Origin of the sequence: Agrobacterium fabrum str. C58 (assembly GCF_000092025.1) — a bacterium.
GTDB lineage: Bacteria > Pseudomonadota > Alphaproteobacteria > Rhizobiales > Rhizobiaceae > Agrobacterium > Agrobacterium fabrum.
The window spans coordinates 2,245,862-2,265,931 of record NC_003062.2; the positions used below are offsets into that span (position 1 = coordinate 2,245,862).

Here is a 20,070-nt window from a genome sequence, read left to right on the forward strand (position 1 = left end):
TCAAACGATGACTTTGACGCCATGCGCCTTTTCGCCCTCAGGCTCGACGTGAATGGCAAGGCTGGCGCCCGGTATGACGTCCCTTATGGCATCTTCAAGGCGGTCGCAAATATCATGCGCCTCCTGCACCGTCATGCTGGCGGGAACGACCACATGGAAATCGATGAAGGCGGCCGAACCGGCGCGGCGGGTTCTCAGATCATGCACGCCGATGACGCCACCTGAATTTTCGGCGATCGCCTTCTTGATCGCCTCGTCCTCTTCCGGCTCCACCGCCCGGTCCATCAACCCGCCAAGCGAATGAATAATGACCTTGGAACCCTGGAACAGGATGTTGATGGCGACCAGTATGGCAAGCAGCGGATCGAGAATGGCGTAACCCGTCATCAGCGCCAGAACGAGGCCGACAAGAACGCCGACCGAGGTCACGACGTCAGACATAATATGGTGACCGTCAGCCGCAAGCGCGGGTGAAGAATGTTTTTTACCAACACGGATCAGGATCGTCGCCCACACCGCGTTGATCACGCCGGCCATGGCGTTGATGGCCAGACCGAGGGCCGGTGCTTCCGGCAGCCTCGGATTGAAAAGAGCACCCCAGGCCTCCTGCACGATCAGAAGCGCAGCGACGACGATCAGCACGCCTTCCACGACAGCGGAAATATACTCCGCCTTGTGGTGGCCGAACTGGTGGTCGTCATCGGCCGGCTTCTGCGCGTAACGAATGACGAAATAGGCGATGAAGGCTGCGACCACATTGACCGTCGATTCCAGACCATCGGACAGGAGTGCTACCGAGCCCGTGACCCACCAGGCCACGAGCTTGAGACCGAGTACACCGAAAGAAAGCGGGATGCCCCAGAATGCGAGCTTCCTGACCAGCGCATTGCCTTCATTGTTCATTTTCTGCCCCCGTGCGGATGCGAACGAATTGCATGATCGATTGCCAAAACGCACGAACCGCGCGCACGGGGTGGCCGTGCGCGCGGTTCGCTATTGGCTTTTCTATCGTTCAAACCGCAGGCGAGGTCAAGAGCCGGACGGTGAAGGCCCGAACCTCAATCCCCGTCTTTTTGCTCGCAGAAACGGATACGGTTGCCGAACGGATCAATGACTTCCATGACATCGCCCCAGGGCAGTTCTTCAACGCCCGGATTGAGGAAGCGATATTTTTTGCCGACCAGTTCCTTCTGAAAGGCGTGAACGCCCCGCATGGTCACGAAGATGTTGGAACCCGGTGTCGCATCACCGTGATGGCCGCTGAGGTGAAGCCCCATTCCGGCCCGCGAAACCTGCATGTAGAGCGGGAAGTTTTCACCAAAACGATGTTCCCAGTCGACCTCGAAACCGAGAAAATCGACATAAAACTCCCTCGCCTTGGCCTCGTCGAAAATTCTGACGATCGGGAATATCCGCTCGAAGCCGATTTCCCCAAAGGTTTGCGTTTCGGCATCGACCACGCTGCCCTACCTCTTTTCAGACCGTAAAATGAAACCGGCCGCAACAGGTGCGGCCGGTTCGATCAGCTTATTCGGCTGCGACGATCTTGCCGTCCTGCCACTTGAAGAGCGAGAAGGCCTGCGAGGTCAGGTCGCCATTGTCACCATAGGTGACCTTGCCGATTGCGGTCGGGAAAGCCTCGCCGCTTTTCAGAACCTTGGCGACCGCCTCGGAATCCTTGGCGCTGCCGGCCTTTTCGATACCGGCCTTCAAGACTTCGACGGCGGCATAGGCGTTGAGCGTGAAGGCTTCAGCCGGAATGTTGGCGGCCTTCAGGGCTTCGGCAGCGGCCTTGGAATCATCGTTCTTCAGGGCGTCGGAAGCGTTGGTGAAGATCGTGCCTTCGCCGGCCTTCGCGCCGATGTTCCAGAATTCGCTGTTCGACAGGCCATCACCGCCGATGACGGCAGCCTTGGAGCCGATATCCTTCAGCTGGCGAACCAGAAGACCAGCTTCCGGATGGTAACCGCCGAAATAGACGATGTCCGCATTGTCGGACTTCAGGCGGGCCGTCAGCGCGCCGAGATCCTTTTCGCCAGGTGTCAGCGCATCGTAGAGAACTTCGGTAACGCCGCCGGCATTCAGCGTCGCCTTGAAGGAATCGGCAAGACCCTTACCGTAAGCGCCCTTGTCGTGAATGATGGCGATCTTCTTGCCCTTGAGGTTGGCGAGAACGTATTTCGCCGCAACCTCGGCCTGCTGGTCATCACGACCGCAGGTGCGGAAAACGTTGGAAAGACCGCGATTGGTCAGTCCCGGCGCGGTCGCCGTCGGCGTGACCATCAGGACGCCGTTTTCGGCGAAGACATCCGATGCCGGAATGGCAACGCCCGATGTCACCGGACCGACGACGAAATGAATGCCTTCGGCAACCAGCTGGTTGGCCGCGGAAACGCCCTGCTTGGGCTCGCCGCCATCGTCAGCGAGCTTCAGCACGACCTGTTCGCCGAGGATGCCGCCCTTTTTATTGATTTCACTGACTGCCGTCTGGGCGCCATTCTTGACCTGGTCGCCATAGGCAGCAACGGGGCCGGTGAGCGGCGCAATCAGGCCGATGACGATTTCGGCATGGGCAAGGGGTGCGAATGCGAAGGACGCTGCGAGCGTCACGCTGGTCAATGTCTTCAGTTTCATCCTGGTGTCTCCTTAAAAAGGGGTCGCGGACCCGGTGAGCGCCATGGGCGCCGACCGAATGAAACTATCGGACGCCTCCCGGCGAAAACTCGTTCCATGTTTGAATTCCGAGCCTTCCTTTCAACTCATACGGAAGGTTTGATGATTTATGCAAGTCACCTTTGCTGGATAAGCTCTATTAGCGTTAAATCCTTCGCCAGACTGGCCGGGACCGTCCCCTTCTGAACGGGCAAATCGGCCTTGCCTAAATGCTTGGCGTTTGGCCGCCGCTGGAGGATAATACGCCATGATCGCAGCAGATGAAGAGTTTCTGACGGGCCTTCCCGTCTTCCGGCATTTTGAAGACGTGGCAGACCCGGCGCTTTACCGCGCCCTGCCGCCGGGTTGGGGGCTGGCCATTGCCGATATCGTTGATTCGACCGCGGCAATCGGCACCGGCCGATACAAGGCCGTAAACATGGCAGGTGCCGCGGTCATATCAGGCGTATCGAACAGCTTGGGCCGTCATGACCTGCCCTTCGTTTTCGGTGGCGATGGCGCCGCCGTTGCCGTGCCGCCCCATGGCCTGCCGGTTGCACGCACCGCCCTTTCGAATGTGCAGCGCTGGGTGAAGGACGATCTCGACCTTGCGATGCGTGTGGCGCTGGTTCCCGTCGAGGATATTCGCAAGAACGGTTTCGATATTCGCGTCGCCCGCTTTCAGGCAAGCGAGGATGTTTCCTACGCCATGTTTTCGGGCGGCGGCAACAGCTGGGCGGAAACGCGGATGAAGGAAGGGCAATATGCCCTGCCCGTAGCCGAAGCAGGCGAGCGGCCGGACCTCACGGGACTTTCCTGTCGCTGGAACCCCATTCCCACAAACCACGGCAAGGTGGTGTCGATCATCGCCGTGCCGGGCCCCTCGCGGGACATGTCGGCCTTTCGACAACTGGTCATCGATCTCGTCGATCTCGCAGAGCAGGATGCAAGACACGGTCACCCTGTCCCCGAAGATGGGCCGAAACTCGGTTTCGTGCGTGAGGGTCTTGGCCTCGAGGCCCGTGCCGGCGCTGCCTATCACGATGTCTGGGGAAAGACGCGCCGTTCGCTTCGTATTCTCGGCGAAAACCTGCTTGTCAATTTCCTCGGTGTAACTGGACTATCGCTCGGACGGTTCAGCGCCGCGCATTACCGGCGTTCGGTCGCCAGCAACACCGATTTCAGGAAATTCGACGACGGCCTGAAAATGACTGTCGATATCGATATTACACGGCTCGAAAAAATCCGCTCAAGGCTGGAAGCGGGCCGCCTCTCGGGGAGCTGTTATTATGGCCTGCACGAGCAGGATGCCGCATTGATGACCTGTATCGTGCCCTCTCCGCTTTCGAAGGATCACATGCATTTCGTCGATGGCGCCGATGGCGGCTATGCCGCTGCGGCAAGCCGCCTCAAGGCGCAGATGCAGGCCGCGGCGGCGAACTGAAAACACCTCAATGCCCCACCAAGACGCTTACGCAGGAAAAAGGCCGCTTCAACAAAAAAAACCGGCGTCACGCGCCGGTCTTAATTCACTCATCTTGCCTGGGCTTGCATCGGCCAACGTTAAGCCGCTGTTTTGCTGCTCTTCTGCGCCTGGCAGTAGATGTCCTCAAGTGAAGCGAGGATCTTCTTCACGGATTCGGAGTTGCTGGAATAATAGATGGTCTGCGCATCCCGTCGTGTCTTCACCAGTCGCTGGGCACGCAATTTCGACAAATGCTGCGAAAGAGCAGACTGACTGAGACCAACCTGTGAAGCGAGAACACCAACAGGCACTTCCGTATCCACCAGCGTGCACAAGATCATCAGGCGCTTAGGGTTCGCCATCGCTGAGAGCAAGTCTGCAGCCGCGATGCTATGTTCCGACAGAGATTGATTATCCATACGCTCAAGTCTCCTGATGACAGTCGGAGAGACGGTCATGGTGGCTATTATAGGTGTTCTAAAGGTGTTTTTATAATTCGGTCGATACGTTGTATATACCTAAATCTTGCTTATATCGCGCCCCTTCCAAAGACTATTCTTGACCGATTATTGAGTTAATAAATTGCGCTTAATTTTTTGGCGTTTCGCCTGATTTTATGAAAAGTGTAATAAAAATATGTATTAGAAATAGTATTTATAAGAAATAAAAGATTAAAACTTAGACGCCTCTATCTCAAGGCTTGACGCCGGATTTTGGCGCTTCAATCTATTACCACCTTAAATTTAATAGTGAACCAAAGAATCTAGATTAACATTGCGCAATTTTTGCCAAATTTGCAATATGATTTTTATACGTAATTATTTTAATGCATAACTTGTGATATTAAAAAATATTCTTTGCCAGCGTGGGAAGGTATGCTTGTGCTGCACGGACTTTGCCCGAAAAGAAAAAGGACCTCCATTGAGGAAGCCCTTTGCTCTTGTTCAAAATAGGCGAATCACTATTTCTTGCGGTGTCGCGTCAGCCCCGCCACGACTTCATCCGCCGAAATCGTGCCTATGATCGCGCCGTTGTCAACGACGCCGATCGCACCTGCGTGCTTTGACAGCGCATCGAGAATATCGATCAGCGGCGACGAAGGAAGGGCGGTGGCGGCAACAGTCAACCGGCCGCTCCTCTCGTCCACGCCCCTCTTCATCACATCAGCGGCAGTCAGCATGGAAATCGGATTCATGTTCTGCACGAAATCCGCGACATAGGGCGTTGCCGGCTGCCTGACGATCTGCTGCGGGGTTCCGCACTGGATGATGTGCCCACCTTCCATCATGGCGATGCGGTTGCCGATGCGGAAGGCCTCATCGAGATCATGGCTGACGAAGAGAATGGTTTTCTTCAACCGGCTCTGGAATTCGAGGAGTTCGTCCTGAAGGCGGCTTCTGATGAGGGGATCGAGCGCCGAGAACGGCTCGTCCATCAAAAGAATGGGTGCGCCGGTGGCGAAGGCCCGGGCCAGGCCCACACGCTGCTGCATGCCGCCGGAAAGCTCTCCCACCTTACGGTCAGCCCAGGCGGAAAGGTTTACCAGTTCAAGCTGTTCGGCCACCATGCGTTTGCGCTCGGCTTCCGGCACGCCTGACAGTTCGAGCCCGAAGCCGACATTGTCGGCAACGTTGCGCCAGGGCAGCAGGCCAAATTGCTGGAAGACCATGGAAACCGTGTGCATGCGCAGATCGCGCAGCGCTTTCGCCGGACAACGATAGGGATCGACATAACCGGACTTGGTCTTCACGCTGACACTGCCGCGCACGACGGGCGCAAGCCCGTTGACGGCCCTGACCAGGGTCGACTTGCCAGAACCGGAAAGCCCCATCAGCACAAGGATCTCGCCTTCGCTGACAGAGAGCGAGGCATTGGCGACACCCAGCACCAGCCCGGTCTGCGCATTGATCTCGTCGCGCGTACTGCCCTTGTCTATCAGCGCCAGCGCCGCGTCCGGCCGGTCGCCGAAGACGATATCGACATTTCCGAAGATAATGGCGTCACTCATAGATCATCCTCCGTACCGGGAAGGCGGAAAAGCCTGTCGAGAACGATCGCCAATATGACGATGCAAAGCCCTGCTTCGAAACCCATGGCGATGTTGACCGTGTTCAAGGCGCGCACAACAGGCACGCCGAGACCATTGGCACCCACCAGGGCGGAAATGACCACCATCGATAGCGACAGCATGATCGTCTGGGTGAGACCGGCCATGATCTGCGGCGCGGCAAATGGAAGTTCGACCTTGCGCAGCACCTGCGATGGCGTTGCGCCGAAGGCGACGGCCGCCTCCACCAGCGCCGGCGGCGTCGAGACGATGCCGAGGCGCGTCAGCCGGACGGGAGCGGGAATGGCGAAGATGACGGTTGCGATCAGCCCCGGAACCATGCCGAGGCCGAACAGCACCAGCGCGGGAATGAGATAAACGAAGGTGGGAATGGTCTGCATCAGATCGAGCGCCGGGCGCATGCCGGCATAGATCCACTTGCGCCGTGCCGCCAATATGCCGAGCGGTATGCCGATGATCATGCACACGGCGCTGGCGGCGATGACCAGGGCCAGCGTCTCAGTCGTCGCTTTCCAGTAGCCGAGATTGATGATGAGCAACAGACCGAGTGCGGTGAAGATCGGCATGCCGGCCGAGCGGCGCGTCCAGGCCGAAAGCGCCGTCACGATCGCGACGATGATCAGCGGATGCGGCGCCTGCAGCACGTAGAGCAGGGCGTTGATGACGCTTTGGAAAATGAAAGAGAGCCAATCGAAGAAAAAAGCGAGATTGCCGGTCAGCCAGTCAATGGCCTCCTTGGCATATCGGCCGATAGGCAGGCGGTTTTCAGGAGCGCTGAGCCATTCCACGGTAAGAAAAGACCTTTCGTGAATGAGAGCAATTCCGGCAAAAATGCAGAGCGGTTTTGCGTCCGGAATTGCGCAGACAACAAAGAAGCGGAGCTTTTTCAGTGATCTATTGTCACCGGAATTGCTCCAATACAGAAGCGACGGCCGGCATCGTCTTTGCCGGGCGCGGTGCAGATCCATGGCCTTCGATGCGAGAAAAATTCGCGGGCAAGGTCATGCATGGGCATCGTATTTCCCACTGCATCCGACCTGCCGCGCAGGCCGGGTGCAGTCATGCATCGTCTTGTGGCCTAAAGGCCGAGAGCCTTTTTAACGGCAGGCAGGGCGTCCGCGCTGCCATCCTTTGTCTTGACGTTGGCGAACCAGGGCTCGATCGCCGCCGGATTGGCCTTCAGCCAGGCGGTTGCGGCCGCCTCGCCCTCAAGACCGTCATTCAGGATCTTGCCCATGATCTCGTTTTCCATCGGCAGGGAAAACTGCAGGTTCTTAAGAAACGCGCCGACATTCGGGCATTCTTCGACATATCCCTTGCGGACATTGGTGTAGATCGTCGCACCGCCGAAATTGGGGCCGAAGACCTCGTCGCCGCCGGTCAGGTAGGTCAGCTTGAAATTCGCATTCATCGGATGCGGCTCCCAGCCGAGGAAGACGATCGGCTCGCCGGATTTCTCGGCGCGGGCCACCTGGGAAAGCATGCCCTGCTCGGAGGATTCCACCACCTCGAAGGACTTCAGTCCGAAACTGTCCTTTGCCACCATGTCGAGAATCAGGCGATTGCCGTCATTGCCGGGCTCGATGCCGTAAATCTTGCCGCCGAGTTCACTGCTATGTGCGGCAATGTCCTTGAAATCCTTGATGCCGAGTTCGGCACCCTTGGCATTGGTCGCCAGCGTATATTTCGCGCCGGTCAGGTTTTCCCTGAGCGTTTCCACCGATTTGTCGTCGCGGTAGGGCGCTATGTCACCTTCCATGGTCGGCATCCAGTTGCCGAGGAAGACGTCGATGTCCTTGTTTTTCAAGGACGTATAGGTGACGGGTACGGAGAGAAGCTTGACGTCTGTTTCGTAGCCAAGGCTTTTCAGAAGCACGGTGGCGGTCGCCGTCGTGGCGGTGATGTCGGTCCAGCCGACATCAGAAAAACGCACCGTGCCACAACTTGCCGGTTCGGCGGCAACGGCCGCGCTGAACGTCATGGAGGAGATTGCCGCGGCGAGCGCCAGACAGCGACTTCTATTTGCAAACATTGTTTGCTCCCTGTTTTTTCGTTCCCTTGCCATTATCAATATCTTCCGGCCACAATCAACTCGCGTGCATTTGCGTGCTTTGGACCCCCGTTTGCGACAAAATCGTGAAAATCGCCGCCTTTTCGCAAACCCGATTCGCTGAAACGGCAGCGTGCGGAAATCTGTGTTTTTCCCTCGATGGCACTTTTCAACCCGCTTTTCCGCGGTCAAAACACGCGGCATATGGCATCGGTGCAAACGGGAATCGCTTTCGTGGGACGCGATGTCCGCAAATAGGTTGAAGCATTGCGAAGCGTCCGCAGACGCGAGGCGCTCCGGGAGTGGATCATGGCAAAACTCTATTTCAATTATTCGACGATGAATGCCGGCAAATCGACCATGTTGTTGCAGGCGTCCTATAATTATCAGGAACGCGGCATGCGCACTCTGATCTTCACGGCCGCCTTTGACGATCGGGCCGGCGTTGGCCGCGTTGCCTCGCGTATCGGCCTGTCCTCCGAAGCCCGGACCTTCGATGAAAATACCGACCTGTTCGCCGAGGTAGCGGCATTGCACGCGCAGGCACCTGTCGCCTGCGTCTTCGTCGATGAAGCCAATTTCCTCTCCGAGCACCATGTCTGGCAACTTGCCAACATTGCCGACCGGCTGAACATTCCGGTCATGACCTATGGCCTGCGGACGGATTTCCAGGGCAAGCTCTTCCCGGCCTCGAAGGAACTGCTCGCCATTGCCGACGAGCTTCGCGAAATCCGCACCATCTGCCATTGCGGCCGCAAGGCGACGATGGTGGCCCGCTTCGACAGCGAAGGAAAGGTCGTGACCGAAGGCGCCCAGATCGAAGTTGGCGGCAACGGGAAATACGTTTCCTTCTGCCGCCGCCACTGGGTGGAAACATTTAACTGCAGTTGACCCGCTGCGTCCGGTTGCCGCATTTGATTTTTCGCAAAGATGGCCTGTCCGCTCCTGCGCTAAGACGACGGGGACACATTCGCGTGGATGTGCTTTCTCTCAGGAGCAGAATTATGCTGAACAGAACTGCCAAATTCGCCGGCCTCGCCATCGTCGCCGCTCTTTGCGCTTTTCCCGCCTTGTCCGCCGAAATCGAAGTGAAGATGCTCAACAAGGGCAGCGACGGTCAGGCGATGGTCTTTGAACCTGCAACCGTCAAGGCCGCCGTCGGCGACGTCATCACTTTCGTGCCGGTCGACAAGGGCCATGATGCGGCAGCCGTGAAGGACATGATCCCCGAGGGTGTTGCAGAGTTCAAGGGCAAGATGAACGAAGCGGTGAAGATCACGGTCGAGAAGGAAGGTGCTTATGTCGTCAAATGCACCCCGCATCTCGGCATGGGCATGATCGCGCTCGTCGTTGTCGGCGATGCGACACCCGCCAATCTGGACGTCGTCAAGAACGGCAAACTGCCGAAAAAGGCACGCGACCGGCTGAACGAGGAGATCGCCAAGCTCGGCCTCTAACCTCATATCGCCTCGGTCCCGCACCGGCCTCGTTGATCCGGCATCATCGAAATGCCGCAACGGCCGGCGCGGACCGCAGGTTGAGAAAAGTTTCGCAATCATGTTGTATCCCGGTTGACCGGGACATATCTGGAAGACAGTAAATGGCCGCGGTTGACAGGGAACGCCAAAGGCACCCTGCCGAACCGCGGATTTTTCTTGCCGCATCCGGCCCACGGGCAGAGGAGACGATGACGACATGATAGACCGGATCACCGCTTTGATTCAGGCAGGTTTCAGCGCTATCGGCAAGGCTGCCGGTCTTCTCGTCGCATGGCTTTTATGGCCCTTCATGGCCGCGCATGGCTGGTACAGCGGCCGCAACTGGCTCATCAAGGGCCCAATTGCTCTGATCGCCATCCTGCTGGCCGGTTTCTACGGATATTTCGTCTGGCAAACCCAGGTCTGGACGAATTTCGATCCGGATTACATTTCCCGCTACAAACTTGCCGAACGCACCGTGCCCCCCGGACAGGAATTGCCGGCCGTAACTCCGGCTGCTGCCGCCGGCGCAACCGGTGTTGCAGCAAACACCTCCGCACCCGTGTGCCAGCGCTCGGCCATCGTGGATGCTGCCGTCGACCTTACCGACTTCAACGTCAACCAGAATGCATGGATTTCCTCCATGCTGCTCTATCGCCTCGGCCTCTTTGGTATGGACTGGGACAGCACACCGTTTCTCGATAACAAGGCCTCGTTCCAGCGCGGCGTGAACCAGGCTGTGCGCCGCACCTCGGTGGAGCTGGTAGATACGCTCGGCCGCGTGCGCGGCACCTCGGGTATCAATAACAATCTCCAGGAAGCGCGTGGCAACATGCAGTTCAGCGAATATTCCTGGTATTTCGGCCTCGATCCCTTCGGCCCGAAGACGCCGACCCCCAGCTATTACCGCGCCGCAATCCGCAGCTTCCAGGCCTTCAACGGCGAACTCACCGCCTGCAAAGCCGTCTTCGATACCCGCGCCGACAACCTGATCCAGTTCATCGACCGTATCGCAGGCGATATCGGTTCCACGTCTGCAATTCTGCGCGAACGTTCGGAAAACTATAATGGCGGCTGGTTCGACACGCGTGCCGATGACCGCTTCTGGTTCGCCTATGGCCAGCTTTATGGTTATTACGGCGTGCTTTCCGCCGCCGGATCCGACTTTGCGCAGGTCATCCGCGAACGCAACCTGACCAACCTCTGGAACGACACGCTGTCGCAGACCCGCGCGGCGCTGCGCATCCAGCCGGCCATCATTTCCAACGGCGAGGAAAGCGGCTGGCTCATGCCGTCGCACCTCGCCACCATGGGATTTTATGTTCTGCGGGTGCGCTCGAACCTCGTCGAGCTTCGCTCGGTTCTCGACCGTTGATAAGGAGGCCGGCCCGCTGTCCGGCCGGCTTACTCTATCAGCCGCAGACGGATGGTCTTCGCCACCAGCTGTGTGCGGTTGACGCAATCGAGCTTGCGCATGGCGTTGTTCATGTAGGTATTGACCGTGTGCTCCGAGATGGAGAGAAGCTCGGCGATCTCCACCGAGGTCTTCCCCTGCGCCGTCCAGCGCACCACATCGAGCTCCCGCTTCGTCAAAGGCGACGGCCCTTTCGAAGCGACGCGGCAAAGGCGGTCATAGGTTTCCAGCGCATGCAGCGCGATCATGCAAAGTTCGTTCAGAGATGCCTGCGGCAGGGTATCGCGGTCGCCTGCGAAATTCATCAGATGCCGGTTTCCGGACATGCCATTCACCGGCACCATGAGACCGGACGTAATGCCCATGCTGCCCACCGAGTTCACCGCATCCACCAGCGATCCGCAGGCCATCTCCGGGTCTTCCAGCGACCAATATTGCGGCATCATCGATGAGGCGCCACGCTTGATGACCGGACAGTCCCCAAGCGCACCATCCTTGGTCATCGCATTCACGACCCAGACCGGCAGGCTGCTTTCAACAACCAACGGCAAAGCAAAGGCGTTCTGTCCACCTGGTAACCTCAGGAGGGTCACATGGGCATAACCAAACGCATGCATGACCTCCTGCAGCGCCTCCAGCCATTGGGATTTGTCGGCGGCGGCCGACAGATCCCGGCATAGTCTGGCCTGACGCTCCGTCTTCACCATTCACGCACCGCCGCCATACCGGGCTGGCCGGAGCAAAAAACACGCAAGCGGGTCAAACGGGGGGCGACCTTCATAACAAGCGGACCAACTGACCTAAAGCACCTGTTTTTCAGACTTGTCCTTCGGCTTGGCCATCAGTTTTTCCAGAAAACCGAGCATGACCGCCGAAACGACAAAAGCCAGATGGATGATGGTGAACCACATCAACTGGCTGTCCGTATATTGACTGGCGTTGAGGAATATCTGCAGCAGATGGATCGACGAAATCGCCACGATCGATGACGCGACCTTGATCTTCAGGCTGCCCGAATCGAGCTTGCCGAGAAACGAAACCTCGTCATCCGCCTCATCGAAGCGGCTGACGAAATTCTCGTAGCCGGAGATCATCACCATGACGATCAGGCTGGCCACCAGCGCCGCATCGATCAGGCCGAGCATGGCAAGGATCATGTCCGATTCATCGTAGATGAAAACATTCTTCGCAACTTTGAGGAATTTCAGCGCGAAGGAGAAGGCATAAACCGCCAGTGCCGCGACGAGCCCGAGATAAAAGACGACGAGCAGCCAGCGGCTGGAGAGAATGATCCGCTCGACGAGCAGTTCAAGAGACTTCATTTCCGTATCCGATTAATAATCTGTTTTGTATGGGGCACGTTTTTCTTTCGCCATGTAAACTGGCAGCGAATATCCTAGCAAGCGCCAATGTCGGGACTTTGACCACACTGCGGCCTTTTCGGCCCCGATCCGCCATTTTGGCCACGGCCTGACAACCGTAATATTTTTGCAACATACCCTTACGCTTTAAAACATGATTCAAAAAGTCATATATAATATGTTGACAGTGATCGTCATGTTTTTTAGTCCTCGCCTATCGGCTTGCCCGTAACACATCAGACCATGTCCAGCCGCGCTTGAGCGCGGCGCGTTTTTGCGCGCCGTGGCTTCTTTGCGCGCATATCCGGGGGTATTTAATGTCCATCTCGCGCACACATTCCGCGCTGCTTTTGTGCACTGCCATTTCTCTTCTTCCCCTTGCCGGGCCTGCGCGAGCGCAGGATGCCGCTTCGCAGGAAAACGGCACGACCACGCTCGAAAAGATCGTGGTGAAAGGCAAACGCGTCAAAAGCGCCAACGCCGCAGCAGATACGCCGCTGGCAAGCCAGACGACGGCAGAGGACATCCGCAAGAAGGACATTGGCAGCATAAAGGATCTCGGAAACACCACCGAACCGGGCGTCGACTATGTGGATTCCAAGCCGGGTCGTCCGGGCGGATTGTTCATTCGAGGCCTCGGCGGCGCCCGTGTCGTGACGCTGATCGACAATATTCCCGTTCCCTATTTCAACAATTTCGCCCGTCAGGGCCAGGCCACGACCACCCTTAGCGACACGAGTTCGAGCTTTGATTTCTCATCGCTTTCGTCTGTAGACGTGGTGCGCGGCGCCGATTCCAGCCGCATCGGCTCGGGCGCACTCGGTGGCGCGCTGGTGCTGCGCACGCTCGAGCCGGAAGACCTGATCGGCGAAGGCAAGGATTGGGGTGGCGTCGCCAAAACCAGCTATGACAGCGAAGACCGAAGCGTCGGCGGATCGCTCGCCGTCGCCAAGAAGATCGAGAACACCTCGGTCCTGTTCCAGGGCTCCTATAAGCGCGGCAATGAGACGGACAACAGGGGCACGGCGGATATCTACGGAACGCGCCGCACCAAGCCCAACCCTGCCGACACCTATGAAAGCAACCTGATGTTCAAGATCCGCCAGGATCTGGAAGGTGGCCACCGCATCGGCCTGACGGCCGAGCGTTATTCGCTCAGAAACCGCAGCGACATGAAGACGCTGCAAGGCGTCAGCGTCTCGGGTTCGACCTACCGTATCGGCGACTACCGGGGTTATGAGGATACCGAGCGCGACCGTGTATCGCTCGATTACGAATACGAGGCTCCCTCGACCGATGGCGTGATCGATGCCGCTAATCTCTCGCTTTACTGGACACGTCTGTCCAAGGAATCCGGCGCCGGCGACCGCCTGACCAACAATTCGCTCTACATCCGCGAAGACAGCATGCGCAACAGCGCATTCGGCATCGTCGGCGGCCTCGAATCCGGTTTCGAGCTTGGCGGCGTGCAGCATACGGTCCGTTTCGGCGGCAACGCCATGACGACCGATTTCAGCCAGGAGCTTTTCGCCAACACGGCCGGAGTGACGTCGTCATCGCAGTCGGACATGCCTGATGTGAGCGGCAAGAGCCTCGGCCTTTATCTCGATGACGAGATCGCCTTCGGCAACGGTTTCCGCCTGACCCCCGGCCTGCGCTTCGATTCCTACGATTACGATCCTGACGGTTCCGTATCCAGCAACAGCGGTTACCGAACCTTCGGCCTGCCGAGCGGCAATAGCGGCTCGCGCTTCTCGCCGAAACTGCTTGCAACCTATGACGTCACGCCGGAACTGCAGCTCTTCGCACAGTGGTCGATGGCCTATCGCGCCCCCACGATCAACGAACTGTATCTGAACTTCTCGAACATCAGCTCCGGTTACGCCGTTGTCGGCAACTCCGCCCTCAATCCCGAGACCAGCAATGGTTTCGAAATCGGCGCGAACTATGCATCCGGCGACCTGACGGGGAGCCTGACGCTGTTCCACAACAAATACAAGGACTTCATCGAGCAATATACCACCTCGACGACACTGTTCCCCGGCTTCGGCGGCAGGGGCAATGGCTCGCTCTTCACCTATCGCAACCGTAACAATGTCGAAATCTCCGGTGTCGAAGCCAAGGTCCGCAAGGAACTGGCGAATGGCTTCTTCGCGCATGCTTCGCTGGCTTATGCCTATGGCAAGGATACCGACACCAACGAGTTCATCCGCACGGTGGCGCCGTTCAAGTCGATCCTTGGCGTCGGCTACGCACAGGAGGTCTGGGGCACGGAACTGACCGGCGTCTTCTCATCCGGCATGCGGGACGACGGGGTGGCCAGCACTTTCGATGCCCCCGGCTACGGCGTCTTCAACCTGACCGGCTGGTGGGAGCCGGAACAGACCAAGGGTCTGCGCATCCAGGCGGGTGTCTACAACCTGTTCGACAGGAAATACTGGAATGGGGTCGGCGTCCGCGACGTGAACCCGAATTCTGTCAGCACCGTCAACCAGCCGGTCGATTTCTACACGGAAGCGGGCCGCACCTTCAAAATCTCCCTCACCCAGAAGTTCTAAATCCGGGCAAAAAATCATCTCCAGTGGGCGGCCCCAGGGTCGCCCTTTTTTGTCAGCGGCAATAGAGATAGCCGCCTTTTCGCTCCAGCACGTCGAGATGCAGGTGATCCTGATGGGTGGCGTCGCTGCCGGGCGAGAGAACCGTTCGGAAAAACAGGCAGGCGGCAGCGGTGATGGTGCGCTGGAAGGCACCTTCCGGCGTCCCGTCCTCACCGCGCGGTTTCATCACCAGCGGTTCGCCCTTGTCGAAAGCGATCGTGGAAATATCCACCGCATTGCCCTTGGCATGCTCGGAAATCTTGCCCGTTTCGGCACTGTTGCGGTTGCGGCAGATGTAGGTCGAGGCGTTGGCAATGGCCGTCACCTTTTTCTCCGGCATCGCAAGCGCCGCCGCCGGCAGCATCATCTCCTTGGTCCAGCGGGAAAGGGCAAGCGCGGTTTCGCAGCGCATGATGCCTGATGGTTCGAGCTTGATGCCGGGCAGAACTACGGAAAGCTCGACAGGCGCTTCGATGCCACAGCCCTGCTCCTCGTCGCGGATGGGCTCAAGCTTTTTGAACTCCGCGCCAATCTCCTTCAATGCGCCAAGGCAGGCCTGAAGTGCCGCGGGGTCTTCCGGCTTTACCGGTTCTCGCGGCATCTCGGGTTTTGCCGCCTCGTCAGCCGGTTTTTGCTGTTCCGCGCCGTCCTTGCCCTCGCCTTCCATTTTAGGATCATCAGAACCTTTCTCAGCGGGTGGCTTTTCAGCATCCGGTTTCTGCTCGTCCGGAACCTGGGGCTTCGGGGCCGGTTTCGGCGCTTCAACCGGGGTCTGTTGCTTTTCCTCCGCCGGCTTTTCTGGGGTGGAGGATTGCCCCTCGCCCGGTTTGGGCTGCGGCACCGGCACCTGCGACGGCGGTTCGGAAGCGGAAATCAAGGCGAGGCTGGCTACCAGAAGACACAGGCGATGAAGCATTATACGGGGTACTCCTGACCGTTTCGGCAGGAGGGCAACGCCTTAGCGACAGGTAAGGTTCATTCCCTCACCGAAATCCGCTTGCCAAGGCGGATCGTGCACGCTAACAATTTTCCCATGAATATCGTGTCTAAGAACATTGCTAACTGGTGGTGGAGCAGCTTTTTGCGGCCTTGACCAGTCATGTCTTCAGACAAAGTCCAAGCCGCCCGAATTTTCAGGCGGCTTTTTTGTTATTATGCCGCCTGTCATCGGGCCTGAACAACAGGAAGTACGAGAGAAATGGTAACGATCATTCAGGATGACGGAGCGGAGACCTACGAGACGAAAGGCGGCATCCAGGTCAGCCGAAAGCGCCGGCCCACCGATTATGCCAACGCCATCGATAATTACATCGAAAAGCTTGATTCCCATCGCGGCGCGGTTTTTTCGTCCAACTATGAATATCCGGGCCGTTACACCCGCTGGGATACGGCCATCGTCGATCCGCCGCTCGGCATTTCCTGTTTTGGCCGCAAGATGTGGATCGAAGCCTATAATGGCCGCGGCGAAGTGCTGCTCGATTTCATTACGGAAAAGCTGAAGGCGACACCCGATCTCACCCTCGGCGCTTCCTCGACCCGCCGGCTCGATCTTACCGTCAACGAACCGGACCGTGTCTTCACCGAAGAAGAACGCTCGAAAATCCCGACGGTCTTCACCGCTCTCAGAGCCATCGTCGACCTCTTCTATTCGAGCGCGGATTCGGCCATCGGCCTGTTCGGTGCCTTCGGTTACGATCTCGCCTTCCAGTTCGACGCGATCAAGCTTTCGCTGGCGCGTCCGGAAGACCAGCGTGACATGGTGCTGTTTCTGCCCGATGAAATCCTCGTCGTTGATCACTATTCCGCCAAGGCCTGGATCGACCGTTACGATTTCGAGAAGGACGGCATGACGACGGACGGCAAATCCTCCGACATTACCCCCGATCCCTTCAAGACCACCGATACCATCCCGCCCAAGGGCGATCACCGTCCCGGCGAATATTCCGAGCTTGTGGTGAAGGCCAAGGAAAGCTTCCGCCGCGGCGACCTGTTCGAGGTCGTTCCCGGCCAGAAATTCATGGAGCGTTGCGAAAGCAATCCGTCGGCGATTTCCCGCCGCCTGAAGGCGATCAACCCGTCGCCCTATTCCTTCTTCATCAATCTCGGCGATCAGGAATATCTGGTCGGCGCCTCGCCGGAAATGTTCGTGCGCGTCTCCGGCCGTCGCATCGAGACCTGCCCGATATCAGGCACCATCAAGCGCGGCGACGATCCGATTGCCGACAGCGAGCAGATTTTGAAACTGCTCAACTCGAAAAAGGACGAATCCGAACTGACCATGTGCTCGGACGTGGACCGCAACGACAAGAGCCGCGTCTGCGAGCCGGGTTCGGTGAAGGTCATTGGCCGCCGCCAGATCGAGATGTATTCACGCCTCATCCACACCGTCGATCACATCGAAGGCCGCCTGCGCGACGATATGGACGCCTTTGACGGTTTCCTCAGCCACGCCTGGGCCGTCACCGTCACCGGTGCACCAAAGCTGTGGGCCATGCGCTTCATCGAAGGTCATGAAAAGAGCCCGCGCGCCTGGTATGGCGGTGCGATCGGCATGGTCGGCTTCAACGGCGACATGAATACCGGCCTGACGCTGCGCACCATCCGGATCAAGGACGGTATTGCCGAAGTGCGCGCCGGCGCGACCCTGCTCAATGATTCCAACCCGCAGGAAGAAGAAGCCGAAACCGAACTGAAGGCCTCCGCCATGATATCAGCCATTCGTGACGCAAAAGGCACCAACTCTGCCGCCACCAAGCGTGATGCCGCCAAAGTCGGCACCGGCGTCAAGATCCTGCTCGTCGACCACGAAGACAGCTTCGTGCACACGCTGGCGAATTATTTCCGCCAGACGGGCGCGACGGTCTCGACCGTCAGATCACCGGTCGCAGCCGACGTGTTCGATCGCTTCCAGCCGGACCTCGTTGTCCTGTCGCCCGGACCCGGCAGCCCGACGGATTTCGACTGCAAGGCAACGATCAAGGCCGCCCGCGCCCGCGATCTGCCGATCTTCGGCGTTTGCCTCGGTCTGCAGGCATTGGCAGAAGCCTATGGCGGCGAGCTGCGCCAGCTTGCTGTGCCCATGCACGGCAAGCCTTCGCGCATCCGCGTGCTGGAACCCGGCCTCGTCTTCTCCGGTCTCGGCAAGGAAGTCACGGTCGGTCGTTACCATTCGATCTTCGCCGATCCCGCCACCCTGCCGCGTGATTTCATCATCACCGCAGAAAGCGAGGACGGCACGATCATGGGCATCGAACACGCCAAGGAACCGGTGGCCGCCGTTCAGTTCCACCCGGAATCGATCATGACGCTCGGACAGGACGCGGGCATGCGGATGATCGAGAATGTCGTGGTGCATCTGACCCGCAAGGCGAAGACCAAGGCCGCGTGATGGCGCTCGATGACACGGTTACCATTAAGCCTATCCGGGCGGAGCACGTTGAAAGCTTTCATCGTGCTCTCGATGCAGTGTCGCGTGAGCGGAAATATCTGAGCTTTCTGGAGGCGCCACCGCTCGAAGCGGTGCGCGCCTTCGTTCTCGACATGATCGAAAACGACCATCCGCAATTCGTGGCGATTGCGGATGGCGACGTGATCGGCTGGTGCGATATTCGCCGCCAGGACAGAGCGACCCGCGCCCATTGCGGCACGCTCGGCATGGGCATCCTGCCTGCCTATCGTAACAAGGGACTGGGCGCGCGGCTGATGCGGCGGACACTCGATGCCGCCCACGAATTCGGGCTGCATCGCATTGAACTGAGCGTGCACGCGGACAACGCCAGAGCCATTGCGCTTTATGAAAAGATCGGCTTTGCGCATGAGGGCCGGGCCCGCGATGCCGTTTCGATCGACGGGCACTATATCGACAGTCTGAACATGGCGATCATCTTCGGCAACTAAACTCTTGGGAGCGAAGCCGAAATACAGAGCGCGAACTTCTTCAGAAGCTGTATGTCGAAATGTCCGTCCCGGCGCAGCATCCAGGTCAGCGCGTCATTCGCCGTCCAGGGCTTCTTGTAAGGCCTGACCGAGGTGACGGCATCATAGACATCACAAATCGCGGCAATGCGCGCATGAAGGCTGATCTCGCCGCCGGCACGACCGCTGGGATAACCGCCGCCATCGATCCGCTCGTGATGATTGAAGCAGACATCGAGGACCATGTCAGGCATCTGCCCGTCACGCGACAGGATATCCCGCCCGAATGCGGGGTGGAGATTGATGATTTCGCGCTCCTCGATGGAGAGCCCCTCCGTCTTGTTCAGAATGGATGACGGTATTTCGACCTTGCCGATATCGTGAAGCAAGCCGCTGACGCCGAGCAGGTTGACTGTTTCCTTGTTCAGCCCGAGATAATTGCCGAAGAGGATCATCAGACCGCTGACGGAAACCGAATGCACGAAGGTCGTTTCATCCTTCGATTTCAGGCGGGTGACGCCGATGAAGACGGCCGGGTTGGCCTGAATGGCGTCGGAAATCTTTCCCGCCGCCGCCGTCATGCCCTGGAAGGAAACACAGCCGCCGCCTTCGGCAACCGAAAATGTCTCGGCGATCACATCCGCGGCCGAACGCACCGCCTGAGTGACCGCTGTTACCATCGATGGAGACGGATCCGTCTGCGATACGCCGGCACTGCCCGGGCCCTGGCTGGCGCCGACATCGCTGCCCTTGGCAGTATTGATGACGATGCTCTCTGCCCCACTTTTTTTCAGCTGCTGCACAACCTCCTCGCGCTGCAAAAGAAAACGGTACTTCTGTGTAATTTTATGGTTCGAAAACGTCCCCTCGACCGCTTCGATAAACATGCCCACAGCCAATTGCTGGGTTGAAATTCGTTTCAACATCTGACTCTTTCAATTTCCTTCCCGGATGTTACGGTCGAACCGAAATTTGCAAGAGCCCGGCGTAACCGCTCCCCTCGAAGCACAGAGTTCACGCCCTCCCGGCGATGCTTCAATATGCAACACTAGAAATAAGATAGCACGAAT

18 protein-coding genes are annotated in these 20,070 nt (G+C 58.3%); 7 read left to right on the forward strand and 11 right to left on the reverse strand.

Annotated features, from left to right (window positions below; genetic code table 11):
- From ATU_RS11095 to ATU_RS11105, 3 genes are all read right to left on the reverse strand, one after another.
- Positions 1-903, reverse strand: a complete 903-nt coding sequence (locus ATU_RS11095) for a cation diffusion facilitator family transporter (RefSeq protein WP_010972192.1) — start codon at positions 901-903, stop codon at positions 1-3.
- Positions 904-1,058: 155 nt separating this feature from the next.
- Entirely contained in the window at positions 1,059-1,460 is a 402-nt protein-coding gene (locus tag ATU_RS11100) for a glyoxalase superfamily protein (protein WP_010972193.1), read from the reverse strand.
- A gap of 67 nt (positions 1,461-1,527) precedes the next feature.
- Positions 1,528-2,634 (reverse strand): branched-chain amino acid ABC transporter substrate-binding protein, encoded by a 1,107-nt coding sequence (locus ATU_RS11105; RefSeq protein ID WP_006314633.1) that lies wholly within the window; start codon positions 2,632-2,634, stop codon positions 1,528-1,530.
- Between the two features lie 286 nt (positions 2,635-2,920).
- Between ATU_RS11105 and ATU_RS11110 the strand changes: the two genes are divergently transcribed.
- Positions 2,921-4,096, forward strand: coding sequence for a DUF3095 domain-containing protein (locus ATU_RS11110; protein WP_006314635.1), 1,176 nt, complete (start codon positions 2,921-2,923; stop codon positions 4,094-4,096).
- 119 nt (positions 4,097-4,215) lie between these two features.
- Here the strand turns inward: ATU_RS11110 and ATU_RS11115 are convergent, their stop codons facing one another.
- From ATU_RS11115 to ATU_RS11130, 4 genes are all read right to left on the reverse strand, one after another.
- Positions 4,216-4,536 (reverse strand): ArsR/SmtB family transcription factor, encoded by a 321-nt coding sequence (locus ATU_RS11115; RefSeq protein WP_006314636.1) that lies wholly within the window; start codon positions 4,534-4,536, stop codon positions 4,216-4,218.
- A 542-nt stretch (positions 4,537-5,078) separates the two neighbouring features.
- A complete protein-coding gene (gene choV / locus ATU_RS11120; protein WP_006314637.1) occupies positions 5,079-6,125 on the reverse strand; it encodes a choline ABC transporter ATP-binding protein in 1,047 nt (348 codons plus the stop codon).
- Complete coding sequence (gene choW, locus ATU_RS11125; protein WP_035216112.1) at positions 6,122-6,973, reverse strand: choline ABC transporter permease subunit; 852 nt, start codon at positions 6,971-6,973, stop codon at positions 6,122-6,124. The genes choV and choW overlap by 4 nt, the downstream gene beginning before the upstream one ends.
- A gap of 290 nt (positions 6,974-7,263) precedes the next feature.
- A complete protein-coding gene (locus ATU_RS11130; protein WP_376907309.1) occupies positions 7,264-8,166 on the reverse strand; it encodes a choline ABC transporter substrate-binding protein in 903 nt (300 codons plus the stop codon).
- A 378-nt stretch (positions 8,167-8,544) separates the two neighbouring features.
- Between ATU_RS11130 and ATU_RS11135 the strand changes: the two genes are divergently transcribed.
- The 3 genes from ATU_RS11135 to ATU_RS11145 all read left to right on the forward strand — a co-directional run bounded on the left by ATU_RS11135 (position 8,545) and on the right by ATU_RS11145 (position 11,088).
- Complete coding sequence (locus tag ATU_RS11135) at positions 8,545-9,126, forward strand: thymidine kinase (RefSeq protein ID WP_006314642.1); 582 nt, start codon at positions 8,545-8,547, stop codon at positions 9,124-9,126.
- A gap of 113 nt (positions 9,127-9,239) precedes the next feature.
- Positions 9,240-9,692 carry a pseudoazurin gene (locus ATU_RS11140; RefSeq protein WP_006314643.1) on the forward strand — a complete coding sequence of 151 codons (453 nt, stop codon included), beginning with the start codon at positions 9,240-9,242 and terminating at the stop codon, positions 9,690-9,692.
- A gap of 238 nt (positions 9,693-9,930) precedes the next feature.
- Entirely contained in the window at positions 9,931-11,088 is a 1,158-nt protein-coding gene (locus tag ATU_RS11145; RefSeq protein WP_006314644.1) for a DUF2333 family protein, read from the forward strand.
- 29 nt (positions 11,089-11,117) lie between these two features.
- On the opposite strand, the gene ATU_RS11150 is transcribed toward ATU_RS11145, so the two are convergent.
- Positions 11,118-11,834: a helix-turn-helix transcriptional regulator gene (locus ATU_RS11150; RefSeq protein WP_006314645.1), complete on the reverse strand. Its 717-nt coding sequence runs from the start codon at positions 11,832-11,834 to the stop codon at positions 11,118-11,120.
- Between the two features lie 93 nt (positions 11,835-11,927).
- Positions 11,928-12,449: a TIGR00645 family protein gene (locus tag ATU_RS11155; protein WP_006314646.1), complete on the reverse strand. Its 522-nt coding sequence runs from the start codon at positions 12,447-12,449 to the stop codon at positions 11,928-11,930.
- Positions 12,450-12,805: 356 nt separating this feature from the next.
- Between ATU_RS11155 and ATU_RS11160 the strand changes: the two genes are divergently transcribed.
- A complete protein-coding gene (locus ATU_RS11160) occupies positions 12,806-15,046 on the forward strand; it encodes a TonB-dependent hemoglobin/transferrin/lactoferrin family receptor (protein WP_010972197.1) in 2,241 nt (746 codons plus the stop codon).
- A gap of 52 nt (positions 15,047-15,098) precedes the next feature.
- On the opposite strand, the gene ATU_RS11165 is transcribed toward ATU_RS11160, so the two are convergent.
- Entirely contained in the window at positions 15,099-16,001 is a 903-nt protein-coding gene (locus ATU_RS11165; protein WP_010972198.1) for an extensin-like domain-containing protein, read from the reverse strand.
- 282 nt (positions 16,002-16,283) lie between these two features.
- Here ATU_RS11165 and ATU_RS11170 point away from each other — a divergent pair, with 282 nt between their 5' ends.
- Together ATU_RS11170 and ATU_RS11175 are read left to right on the forward strand one after the other, a co-directional pair.
- A complete protein-coding gene (locus ATU_RS11170; RefSeq protein WP_010972199.1) occupies positions 16,284-18,473 on the forward strand; it encodes an anthranilate synthase in 2,190 nt (729 codons plus the stop codon).
- Complete coding sequence (locus tag ATU_RS11175) at positions 18,473-18,982, forward strand: GNAT family N-acetyltransferase (RefSeq protein ID WP_010972200.1); 510 nt, start codon at positions 18,473-18,475, stop codon at positions 18,980-18,982. The genes ATU_RS11170 and ATU_RS11175 overlap by 1 nt, the downstream gene beginning before the upstream one ends.
- Here the strand turns inward: ATU_RS11175 and ATU_RS11180 are convergent.
- A complete protein-coding gene (locus ATU_RS11180; RefSeq protein WP_010972201.1) occupies positions 18,979-19,926 on the reverse strand; it encodes a cyclic di-GMP phosphodiesterase in 948 nt (315 codons plus the stop codon). The genes ATU_RS11175 and ATU_RS11180 overlap by 4 nt on opposite strands.
- Positions 19,927-20,070 lie beyond the last annotated feature (144 nt).

Excerpts from the sequence above, each read along its gene's own strand:
- ATU_RS11095 (WP_010972192.1), bottom strand. The coding sequence starts at position 903 with ATGAACAATGAAGGCAATGCGCTGGTCAGGAAGCTCGCATTCTGGGGC.
- ATU_RS11105 (WP_006314633.1), bottom strand. The coding sequence starts at position 2,634 with ATGAAACTGAAGACATTGACCAGCGTGACGCTCGCAGCGTCCTTCGCA.
- ATU_RS11110 (WP_006314635.1), top strand. The coding sequence starts at position 2,921 with ATGATCGCAGCAGATGAAGAGTTTCTGACGGGCCTTCCCGTCTTCCGG.
- ATU_RS11115 (WP_006314636.1), bottom strand. The coding sequence starts at position 4,536 with ATGGATAATCAATCTCTGTCGGAACATAGCATCGCGGCTGCAGACTTG.
- choV (WP_006314637.1), bottom strand. The coding sequence starts at position 6,125 with ATGAGTGACGCCATTATCTTCGGAAATGTCGATATCGTCTTCGGCGAC.
- ATU_RS11130 (WP_376907309.1), bottom strand. The coding sequence starts at position 8,166 with ATGACGTTCAGCGCGGCCGTTGCCGCCGAACCGGCAAGTTGTGGCACG.
- ATU_RS11135 (WP_006314642.1), top strand. The coding sequence starts at position 8,545 with ATGGCAAAACTCTATTTCAATTATTCGACGATGAATGCCGGCAAATCG.
- ATU_RS11140 (WP_006314643.1), top strand. The coding sequence starts at position 9,240 with ATGCTGAACAGAACTGCCAAATTCGCCGGCCTCGCCATCGTCGCCGCT.
- ATU_RS11145 (WP_006314644.1), top strand. The coding sequence starts at position 9,931 with ATGATAGACCGGATCACCGCTTTGATTCAGGCAGGTTTCAGCGCTATC.
- ATU_RS11150 (WP_006314645.1), bottom strand. The coding sequence starts at position 11,834 with ATGGTGAAGACGGAGCGTCAGGCCAGACTATGCCGGGATCTGTCGGCC.
- ATU_RS11155 (WP_006314646.1), bottom strand. The coding sequence starts at position 12,449 with ATGAAGTCTCTTGAACTGCTCGTCGAGCGGATCATTCTCTCCAGCCGC.
- ATU_RS11160 (WP_010972197.1), top strand. The coding sequence starts at position 12,806 with ATGTCCATCTCGCGCACACATTCCGCGCTGCTTTTGTGCACTGCCATT.
- ATU_RS11165 (WP_010972198.1), bottom strand. The coding sequence starts at position 16,001 with ATGCTTCATCGCCTGTGTCTTCTGGTAGCCAGCCTCGCCTTGATTTCC.
- ATU_RS11170 (WP_010972199.1), top strand. The coding sequence starts at position 16,284 with ATGGTAACGATCATTCAGGATGACGGAGCGGAGACCTACGAGACGAAA.
- ATU_RS11175 (WP_010972200.1), top strand. The coding sequence starts at position 18,473 with ATGGCGCTCGATGACACGGTTACCATTAAGCCTATCCGGGCGGAGCAC.
- ATU_RS11180 (WP_010972201.1), bottom strand. The coding sequence starts at position 19,926 with ATGTTGAAACGAATTTCAACCCAGCAATTGGCTGTGGGCATGTTTATC.